At 48.8% G+C, this 9,653-nt stretch carries 9 protein-coding genes; all 9 read right to left on the bottom strand.

The genetic code is table 11. From position 1 onward, the window contains the following. Positions 1-77: 77 nt before the first annotated feature. Positions 78-1,250, bottom strand: a complete 1,173-nt coding sequence (locus tag DWX28_RS15505; protein WP_118253684.1) for a nitrogenase component 1 — start codon at positions 1,248-1,250, stop codon at positions 78-80. Then, on the bottom strand, positions 1,247-2,632 hold the full coding sequence (locus tag DWX28_RS15500; RefSeq protein ID WP_118253681.1) for a nitrogenase component 1: 1,386 nt from the start codon (positions 2,630-2,632) through the stop codon (positions 1,247-1,249). Before DWX28_RS15500 ends, DWX28_RS15505 begins: the two co-directional genes overlap by 4 nt. Then, positions 2,626-3,393: a nitrogenase iron protein NifH gene (locus DWX28_RS15495; protein WP_022213575.1), complete on the bottom strand. Its 768-nt coding sequence runs from the start codon at positions 3,391-3,393 to the stop codon at positions 2,626-2,628. Before DWX28_RS15495 ends, DWX28_RS15500 begins: the two co-directional genes overlap by 7 nt. Continuing rightward, on the bottom strand, positions 3,386-3,658 hold the full coding sequence (locus DWX28_RS15490; RefSeq protein WP_022213576.1) for a TM1266 family iron-only hydrogenase system putative regulator: 273 nt from the start codon (positions 3,656-3,658) through the stop codon (positions 3,386-3,388). The genes DWX28_RS15495 and DWX28_RS15490 overlap by 8 nt, the downstream gene beginning before the upstream one ends. Before the next feature lie 49 nt (positions 3,659-3,707). Next, on the bottom strand, positions 3,708-4,724 hold the full coding sequence (gene hypE, locus DWX28_RS15485) for a hydrogenase expression/formation protein HypE (RefSeq protein ID WP_118253679.1): 1,017 nt from the start codon (positions 4,722-4,724) through the stop codon (positions 3,708-3,710). 74 nt (positions 4,725-4,798) lie between these two features. Continuing rightward, positions 4,799-5,851, bottom strand: coding sequence for a hydrogenase formation protein HypD (gene hypD / locus DWX28_RS15480; RefSeq protein ID WP_022213578.1), 1,053 nt, complete (start codon positions 5,849-5,851; stop codon positions 4,799-4,801). Beyond that, entirely contained in the window at positions 5,851-6,060 is a 210-nt protein-coding gene (locus DWX28_RS15475; protein WP_022213579.1) for a HypC/HybG/HupF family hydrogenase formation chaperone, read from the bottom strand. Before DWX28_RS15475 ends, hypD begins: the two co-directional genes overlap by 1 nt. A gap of 16 nt (positions 6,061-6,076) precedes the next feature. Further along, positions 6,077-8,413, bottom strand: a complete 2,337-nt coding sequence (hypF, locus tag DWX28_RS15470) for a carbamoyltransferase HypF (RefSeq protein ID WP_118253676.1) — start codon at positions 8,411-8,413, stop codon at positions 6,077-6,079. Between the two features lie 81 nt (positions 8,414-8,494). Then, positions 8,495-9,538 carry a nitrogenase component 1 gene (locus DWX28_RS15465; RefSeq protein ID WP_118253673.1) on the bottom strand — a complete coding sequence of 348 codons (1,044 nt, stop codon included), beginning with the start codon at positions 9,536-9,538 and terminating at the stop codon, positions 8,495-8,497. Positions 9,539-9,653 lie beyond the last annotated feature (115 nt).

Genomic DNA, 9,653 nt, shown 5'->3' with positions numbered 1-9,653 from the left:
ATACGCACAATCCTACGCTTTCATCTCGGTAATTGAATTGCCGAGGATTCCCGCTTATTATCCTAAAATGTACGTTTTTACGGCAATTTTATATCGTTTAACTCTCCAAAGATCCCGCATTTTTTGATCTTTTTCAGAAAAATCCTGCCGGAAAAAGCGATATGCGGAAGTTCGATGAATGTAGAATCCGGCGGACAGATCGGGCGGTAAAGAGGATCTGCAAAGATGATCCCTGCATCCTTTAGAAGCTGCTCCATTTCTTCTTCTCCATCTGCTGTACAGTCATTCGGTGCGAGAAGACCTTCGTGAGTTTCCAGCGGACAGATGACGCGGACTGGTTTGTTGTATTGTTTTTCGAGGGTTACTGCCAGGGAGCCCATGGTCACGGCTTCTCCGATCAGAGTTATCTGCGGAGTTCCTGCCAGACGGTTCTTAAGATATGCCGCGAGAATGTTGTTCTTGTCTGCTTCTTCTGCTTCATTATGATGTGAAACTTCTTCATTTATTGCCTGGATGAGTTCTTCTGTAAATCCTCCAACCGGAGTTCCAATAACATATGGAGTTCCGAATTTTTCCTGGAGGATCTTTGCTGCCGGAAGACCTACGGAGGATACGACCAGGTTTACTTCTGCTTCACCTGCATGGGATAAATCCTCAAGCGTATCTCCCATCGCCCAGGTAGAAATGACCTCCCAGCCACGTTGGCGTAAAGTCTGTTTCATGGCATCTACGTTTGCCTGCGGACCAAAATCCAGCGGGGTTACGCCGAGAAGATTAAGGGTATGCGGTCTGATATGATGCGGTTTCTTAACAAATCGTTCTGCGATTTTCTCCAGTGCAAGACCTGCTCCGTAAGTATAATCATGCATGCCATTTGTCGGAACTGCAAAAGCCGGGATTCCTGTCTCTGTTTCGATCACCTGCGCGATCGCAGGAAAATCTGTCCCGTTCATAAATGGGATCGGCGAGCCTGCAAGTGCGATGAACTTCGGTTTTAGTTCTTTCGCCGCTTCTTCAATATCGTGAATGAATTTTGCATCGTTTCCCATAACTGCATCGATCTCTGTCAGCCCGGAAATATAGATCAGACTGTCCTGGTCGTACCAGCGGATCTCGTCATGTGTATTATAAGTCGAATTACAGCCGGACGGGTCGTGCATGACTACCATGCCGCCCAGGTCATACAGGGCAGAGCATACACCAGAAACATCGGCGGTGTAGATCGGTATGATTTTGTATGACTGTCTCATATGCAGCTTTCGCACCCCCATCCTTTACGAACGATCAAATCCGCGGGATCTTTTTCTTCGAGAAAAGCTTCTGTCATCAGTTCCATGGTTCCTCGGATCCCGTCGAAGCCCCACAAGCCGCCGCCCTGTACCATGTTGACGAAATTTCTGCTGCCGGAAAACCAGGCGGCTTTCTGTCCAATAGCAAGAACTTTACCTTCTGTCCCGCGCGGAAGGACACGCATCTTGGTTTGGATCGTGGCACGCAGTTCCAGGTCCGGATGATGAAGTTTCAGCCAGTCGAAGGCCGGCTTTTCTTCCGGACTTATGCTGTCGAGGTAGACGGTTGTTACATGGAAACCGTGTTCCAGAAGAAGTTTTGCGAGACCTAATGGTCTTGGGTGGTACAGATAATCCAGAACGACCGGGGTGTCGCCGATGATGGATTTTGCGTGGTTGATGGAATCTTCGCAAAGAGTGATCTCTCTCTGGCAAAATGCTTCTATTTCTTCGGATGTGATATCTGCACACTTTGTATTCGAAGTATCCTCCCGGCTCCATCCTGCCTGAAGCTCCTTTATCAGATTTCGAATTTCTTCTTTGATCTCCCCATAATCAAAACAACCCGGAAGATACAGATGTGTTCTGTTCAGGCGTTCTGTCAGCATGGCTGCACCGTATTTTGCCGGCGGGTAACAGGAAACAAAAATTTCTGCACTTCCAAGCTGCTGGTATTCCGCCCATGTTTTACAGGCTGGAAGTTCCCGCAAAGTGTGACCGGTACTTCTCAGCAATCGTTTGATGTCACTGCTTTCATCAAGTACAAAGTCGCTTCCAACGAGCGTTACTGTCAGCGGATCTGGCTCCTTCGTGATAAGCGGATCGTACATTGCCTTTCGCAGTTTCTGATCCGGTGTCAGTCCATGTTTCTGCATGATCGGATCCATGAAGCAGCGCACAAAAACGATCTCCGGGAAACGTGTGCCTAGTTCTTCATAGACTCTGTCCAGGTCGCATCCCAGAAAATGATGCAGACAGACAGTAAAAAGGAGCACTGCTTTTGGTTTCTTTTCTAATTTATTGAGGACATCTGTCACTCCTTCGATCGTCACATCCTCCAGATTTCCGTTCAGGAGATTTTCTTCTTCCACAGTGACAAAGGAAAAACGGTCTGCCGCATTCATCTCTGCCGCTGTCAGAACGACGCCGCGCATGCAGTTGTCTGCGCAGACATAGATCTGGATCGCCTCAGGCATAAGCATTCCGGTGTGGACGATATTCCAGTTGCCATGTGCCGGAGAGTTGAATTCCAGTCCGAGCGGAAATGGAACAGGAAAATCAGCTTCTCCGATCGTTATGACTGCACCTTCCGGGTTTATTTCACCGCCAACTCGTTTCAGCATAGCCCGTCCTTTCTGCAGATAGCCAGAATGTTTTCTGCCAGTGTGCGGTATTCTGCTGCCATTTCGCTGTCCGGGTAACATTCCATCAGGGTTTTGCCCTGTTCTTCTGCGTCTGTGACCAGGTCGCTGCGGGTGAGTTTTCCGATTATCTGCGTTTCAAAATCATCGGCAAGTTCCTGTACTTTTTCTTCTTCTCGTTTTACATTGCGGCGGTTCAGGATGATGCCACCAAGGGTTGCGTAACCACGGTTTTTGAAGTTCTGTACGGCCATGGCAATATTGGCTCCGGCATGGATCGCCATGTTTTCACCGGAAGTTATGATAAAAACTTTGTCTGCATAGCCTTTTCGCATCGGCATGGAGAAACCGCCACAGACGACGTCTCCGAGAACGTCATAGAGGACGATGTCCGGTTTATAAGTCTCGTAAGCTCCTGTTTCTTTTAATTTTTCGAGGGCAGTGATGATCCCGCGTCCTGCACAGCCAAGTCCTGGCGTGGGGCCTCCGGCCTCTACGCAGATCACGCTCTGATAGCCGGTTGTGATCATGTCTTCGAGCTTGAGATTCTGTTTTTTCTCATTATAGAGATCGAGTACGGTCCGCATCTGTTTTCCATGCCGAAGCTGGATCGTGGAATCTGCTTTTGGATCGCAGCCGATCTGCATGACGGTCAGTCCTTTTTCTGCGAGGGTGGCTGCCACGTTGGATACGGTTGTGGATTTGCCGATTCCGCCTTTGCCGTATACTGCTATTTTAATCATGTTTTTCCTCCGCGTGTGTGATGACATTGGAATAAGCGGTCTTGGTGGACACGCCTTTGAGGCGGCCGATCTTGCCGGAAAGGGCGCTGATAATGTCCTGTGAGGCATCGATGGCGATGCTGATGATGCTGATTCCTTTTTCACGGTATGGGATGCCCATGCGGCCGATGATGTAGTCGCGGGCATCGTAAAGAAGCTGGTTGAGGGTTTCGATGGAATCGCTGTCTTCGACGATGATGGATATTACTGCTACTCTTGTGTCCATGGTTGTCCTCCTTAATAATAATTCTACAGAATGCTCCATTGCTTCGCAATTAGCAGATACGTGGTAAAAGTTCTCCTCCCGGCTGTGGCAGGAGTGCCTGGGTGCCGATCTCAGTTGTCATGACTACTTTGCCTGGCTGGTCGGCGGTGACTTCTCCGATGATGGCGGCGTCCTTGGAGTATGGACACCGGCGGAGGGTTTCGACGATTTTTTCTGCTTCAGCTTTTGGAGCCATGATGACCATGCGGCCTTCGCATGCCAGATAGAGCGGTTCAAGTCCGAGCATACCGCAGACTCCTTTGACTTCCGGTGCTACCGGGACGGAGGCTGCATCGAGGCGGATCCCGACGTTGCTCTGTCCTGCAATTTCATAGAGGACGGTTCCGACACCGCCTCTTGTGGCATCACGGATCACATGGAGATCGTGGGTAGTGTTCATGACAGCTTCTACTGCTTTCCAGAGCGGCGCGCAGTCGCTGGTGACATCTGCTTCGATCCCGAAATCTTCTCTCGCAAGAAGGATCGTGCATCCATGTCTTCCGACATCACCGGTTACGATGATCGCATCTCCCGGCTGTGCAAGGGTTCCGCCGACTTTTACGCCGTCTTCGATCTGTCCCATTCCGGTCGTTGTGATAAAAACGCCGTCTACCTGTCCTTTGCCTGCAACTTTGGTATCACCGGACACGATATGTACGCCTGCTTCTGCGGCTGTTTTTTCCATTGCGGAGGCGATTTCTTCCAGTTTTTCCATCGGGAAGCCTTCTTCGATGACAAATGCACAGGTCAGGTACAGTGGTTTTGCACCCATACATGCGAGGTCATTGACCGTACCGCAAATGGAAAGTTTACCGATATTTCCGCCCGGAAAGAATGCCGGTGAGACGATAAATCCGTCTGTGGAAACTGCCATTTTTCCTGCCGGTGGTGTCAGGACTGCCGCATCATCTGCTGTCAAATCCGGGTTGGCAAAGTGTGCTGCAAAGATCTGGTCGATCAGTTCTGAAGTCTGGCGGCCGCCTGCGCCGTGCGCCATTGTTACTGTTTTATCTTTTAAACTGCTCATAGGATTGTCCTCTTTTCTCTTAACATTATTATACCTGTAAACATACTCAGCATTTGGAACTTTAATCCCTGGTATTATTTATTGTCCCCATACGCATAATAAGCCGAACATGCGCCTTCATTTGAAACCATACATGCTCCTACCGGGTGCTGAGGGGTGCAGACTTTGCCGAATACTTTGCAGTCGGATGGTTTGCATTTGCCCTGCAGGACATCGCCGCATCTGCATGCCGGGTTTGCTTTACCCTGGATCGGTGGAATATTGTATTTCTTTCTTGCGTCAAAATCGCTCCACTCTTTTTTAAGACAGACACCTGATCTCGGAATCACGCCAAGCCCTCTCCACTCACTGTCACAGGCTTCTGTCATTTCTTCAGTGAGCTGCTGTGCTTCGCGACTTCCTTCCGGTTTCACGACTCTCGGATAGCAGTTTACAAAGAATGGTTTTCCTTCCTGGAATTTCACCAGGGAAACGGCAAGTGCTGTGAGAAGCTCTTTCGCAGTAAATCCGGCAACAACACCGCTTACGCCTTCTTCTGTCAGATGTTCGCAGAGTTCTGTTCCTGTGATCGCATTGACATGTCCCGGATACAGAAAAACATCTGCACTTCCTTTTAGTGCCTCGTATGCCTGCGGCATGGTCTTATTTGCCATCAGCAGAGAATAATTGAAAAGACCATCCTTCTTTGCCTGCTTTACAGAAAGACATTCTGCCGGTGTTGTAGTTTCAAATCCGACAGACAGGAAGACAACCTCTTCTTCTGGATGTTCCAGTGCATATTTTTCTGCGTCTGTCGGAGAGTAGACGATGCGGATCTTTGCACCTTTTTCTCTCGCTCCTGCAAGGCTCATTTTCGTTCCCGGTACTCGTACCAGATCTCCGAAGGTACAGATCGTTACATTTTTTTCCAGTGCCAGCCACACTGCTTCATCAATAAATCCAACCGGTGTCACACAGACCGGACATCCCGGACCGGAGATCAGTTCTACCTGCGGCGGCAGAAGTTTGCGGATTCCCAGTCGAAAGATCTCGTGTGTATGTGTTCCACAGACTTCCATGATGCGGACTGCCGGACCGTCATAGTTCTCTATGATCTCGCGGGCTGTTTTTTTTCTCTCTTCTCCCATTACAGCAGTTCCTCCATTAACTGATCTGTTTCGTCATCATCTTCATCAGTGATCTTTGCGATTGCAACACCTGCATGGACCATCACATAATCACCCGGTTCCAGGTCTTCCAGAAGCTGTGCGGAAACTTTTCTTTTAGCTCCGCCAGCGTCTACAACTGCTGTTCCTTCACTGATTTTTACTACTTTTGCTGATAAACCTACACACATGGTAATGCCTCCCTTTTTACTTATTTCTATTTCTATCTAAATATGCCATCGCATACACTGCCTGTCCAAGTGCGATCCCGCCGTCATTTGGCGGTACAAGCTGATGTTTCAGCACTTCAAATCCCTGCTGTTTCAACATATGATCAGTCAGTTCCAGAAGCAGCCGGTTCTGAAAAACACCGCCACTTAAAGCTGCTTTATTACAGCCGCTCTGCTCTCTGATCTTCACACAGGATGCCGTGATCTGGCGGGCAAGTTCCTGATGGAAAATGTATGCCAGACGGTCAGAATCTTCACCGTTTAACCTGCGGTACAGGATTTCTTTTATCAGGGAGCCGGTGTTGAGAAGCAGCCGGTCATTGCCTTCTTTTAATAGTTCATAAGTCGGTATCTCCGGCATCTTTTTCGCATTTTTTAACCTGTTCTTCTGATACTCTTCCGCGACAAATTCAAGTGCCATGGACGCCTCTCCTTCAAATGTGGACTTCCTGCGGATTCCAAGTATCGCGCTCACACCGTCAAACAAACGGCCTGCGCTGGTTGACATCACGGCATTGATCTTACGGTCTGCCATGGTGAACTGTACATTTGCTTCCTGCTTCGTACAAAGTTCTAATTTCTCTATGATCTCAGATGCTTTTTCCCTGTCACCTGTCATTCCATAGAGCAGGGAAACTGCGATACGCCATCCCTCTTTTGAAGAAGCATCTCCGCCGATCTGCAGGAATGGCATGACACTTCCTGTTCTTTCGAATCCATTCAGATCTGCCAGAAGGATTTCTCCTCCCCAGATCGTACCGTCTGTTCCATAGCCGGTTCCGTCAAACGATACGCCGACCACCTGATCCGCACAGTCATTCTCTGCCATGCAGGAAAGAATGTGTGCATAATGGTGCTGTACCTTCACTACCGGTAATCCAAGTTCTTCTGCGACCATCACAGAATTGTACTTCGGATGCATATCACAGCATACGATCTCCGGCTCCACTTCCAGCAGTGTTTCCAGTCTTCCGACTGTCTCACGAAGTGCTTTTACTGTCCGCAGATCTTCCAGGTCTCCCACATATGGGGACGGATAAAAACGGTTATCCACACCGATGCAGAAGGAGTTTTTGAGTTCTCCACCGATTGCGAGCACCTGTCCCTGATATGGTGTGGAAACCATAAACGGAAGTGGTGCATAACCTCTGGAACGGCGGATCATATATGGTTTATCCTCATAAAAATCCATTACAGAATCGTCTGCGCGGATACGGATCTTGCGGTCATGGGACAGCATGCAGTCGCAGAATCCAGACAGTTCTGCCTCTGCTTCCCGATCGTCACGACAGATCGGCGCACCGGATATATTTCCACTGGTCATTACCAGAAATTCCGGCATTTCAATCCCGTCATCATACGTAAAGATCAGAAGCTGTACCGGTGCATATGGCAGCATCACACCGACTTTTGGATTGCCCGGTGCCACGGATGGACAGAGGATCTCAGCCTCTTTTTTCTTATCCAGAAGCAGGATCGGCTTCTGATGTCCGTCGAGAATTTTGGACTGTTCTGCGCTAACTTCACATTCTTTTCTGACAGCTTCGAGATCTTTTGCCATCACTGCAAAAGGCTTCATCGGACGACGTTTGAGCTGCCGCAGGCGGCTGACTGCCCCCTCATTTGAAGCATCACAGCAGAGATGAAATCCACCGATGCCTTTGATCGCAACAATCCCGCCCTCTGCAATCGTTTTTCTCGCATAAGTGATCGCAGCCCTGCCTCTTTCTTCTCTGCCGATCAGGTATACTTCCGGTCCACAGTCATTGCAGCAGACCGGCTGTGCATCGTATCTTCTTGTCGCCGGATCATAGTATTCTTTTTCACAGTCCGGGCACATCGGAAACTCTTTCATACTGGTCCGTTCTCTGTCATAAGGAAGCGAATCCAGAATCGTCAGTCTCGGTCCGCAGCAGGTACAGTTGATAAACGGATGCAGATATCTCCGATTCCTGGGATCAAATATTTCCTCCTTGCATTCATCGCAGATTGCAATGTCCGGTGAGACAAAAATCTCTCCTTTTGTCTTCTCACTTTCGATGATATCAAACTGTGTATACGCTTCCGGATGCTCTACATTTTCGACATTTACTTTGAGGATTGCTGCACGTTTCGGCGGCCGGTTCTGGATATCTGAGATAAATCCTCTGACCGCTTCCTCTGATCCCTGTGCGTAAATTTCCACATAAGGTCCCTTGTTACAGACATTTCCACGGATGCCCCGCGTGGCCGCATGGCGGCTGACCGTTGGCCGGAATCCTACCCCCTGTACGATTCCGTAAACGCGGATCTGTCTGGTGATTTCTTCACTCATAATCTTCTCCAATCTGCTATATCACTCCATAGATACAGCAGGATTTTTTATTTACAATTGTCTGCTCGTGATCAGCTGACTTTACTTCCCGATCAGCTTCCCTGATACTGCAAAATGTCTTGTATTTATGAAGCTTCCTTTAAATTCCGGTGTCATGCGCTCCATACATCCGTCTGCAAAAATGATATCAAAATCTCCATTTTGTACCAGTTCTATGTAGTCATCCTCGTCACGAAGAGACATATCTCCGTCTGCCAGAAGTTCTTTTTTCATCATAAACCAGTCTGCTGTCTGGACGGTCTTTGCGCCTCTCTCCAGCAGTTCTCTGCGGATGGAATCGGCGATCACCTGCTGGTGTACAACAAGGACTTTTTTTCCGGTATAATCCAGTTCCGGAAGCAGTTCCTCTACCAGTGGATAGTGGATTTCATATGGCGTTCCAAATGTCTTTTCCAGATATTTCGCCGCCATAAGTGCCGCCGGAGAAACCACGATATTTCTACTCACTGAGGAAGCTTTTTTTACTTCTTTCAGTCCGTCGCCCATACAGTAACAGACCGCCTGCTGACCATATTTCTGCTGATACAGGGCACGTATTTTGTCTGCTGCCGCAAGGTCGCTGACATCCTGCGGAGTCATTCCGAGGATACCGATCCTGCGCTCTTCCACTGGATATTTTTCCGTTGCAAAAGTTTTGAAAAGCTCCACAAAAACTTTCTCCTCGCCTTTGTCATAAAGTTCCATTCCATCTGTATCAACGGTCAGGATCGGCAGATTTATCTTCTTCTCACTCATGCGTTTCAATGCCAGATAATCCGTTGCGATCACCGCCGGAACCGGGGTTCCGATCACTGCTGCGAATGTTGCATCTACCTTCTGTGCTGCATCTGCAAGCTTCGTCACCAGACGGTCATCACGTCCAAGGATCGCATCCATATCTCGAAGTCCGGCGCTGAAGATCGCACTTTTCTGTTCAAACCACCGCGGCTCGTCAAATCCGCATACATTACCGGTACATCCCCCCGCATCGCAGATCACCACAATACCTCCCAGTTCAAAAAGTACCGATACTGCACCTGACTGATCTGGTGCAAATGGCGTCAGGTATTTCCGTAGTCCTCTCATTATTTTCCCCCTTATACACAAAAAGACTCCTCGCCCATCAGGGTAGAGAAGTCCTGTAAATTCATGCCAACAACTATTCCTGCTCGGATCTGCAGTGACCTACCCGGTCCTATAA

It is taken from the genome of Blautia sp. AF19-10LB (assembly GCF_003461245.1).
Classification (GTDB): domain Bacteria; phylum Bacillota; class Clostridia; order Lachnospirales; family Lachnospiraceae; genus Blautia_A; species Blautia_A intestinihominis.
Note: the sequence above shows the minus strand (reverse complement) of the source record. Positions and strands in the feature narration are given on the sequence as shown.

Coding starts and splice junctions, on each gene's coding strand:
- DWX28_RS15495 (WP_022213575.1), bottom strand. CDS start 3,393: ATGATTAAAATAGCAGTATACGGCAAAGGCGGAATCGGCAAATCCACA.
- hypE (WP_118253679.1), bottom strand. CDS start 4,724: ATGAGCAGTTTAAAAGATAAAACAGTAACAATGGCGCACGGCGCAGGC.
- DWX28_RS15490 (WP_022213576.1), bottom strand. CDS start 3,658: ATGGACACAAGAGTAGCAGTAATATCCATCATCGTCGAAGACAGCGAT.
- DWX28_RS15465 (WP_118253673.1), bottom strand. CDS start 9,538: ATGAGAGGACTACGGAAATACCTGACGCCATTTGCACCAGATCAGTCA.
- DWX28_RS15505 (WP_118253684.1), bottom strand. CDS start 1,250: ATGAGACAGTCATACAAAATCATACCGATCTACACCGCCGATGTTTCT.
- DWX28_RS15500 (WP_118253681.1), bottom strand. CDS start 2,632: ATGCTGAAACGAGTTGGCGGTGAAATAAACCCGGAAGGTGCAGTCATA.
- hypD (WP_022213578.1), bottom strand. CDS start 5,851: ATGGGAGAAGAGAGAAAAAAAACAGCCCGCGAGATCATAGAGAACTAT.
- DWX28_RS15475 (WP_022213579.1), bottom strand. CDS start 6,060: ATGTGTGTAGGTTTATCAGCAAAAGTAGTAAAAATCAGTGAAGGAACA.
- hypF (WP_118253676.1), bottom strand. CDS start 8,413: ATGAGTGAAGAAATCACCAGACAGATCCGCGTTTACGGAATCGTACAG.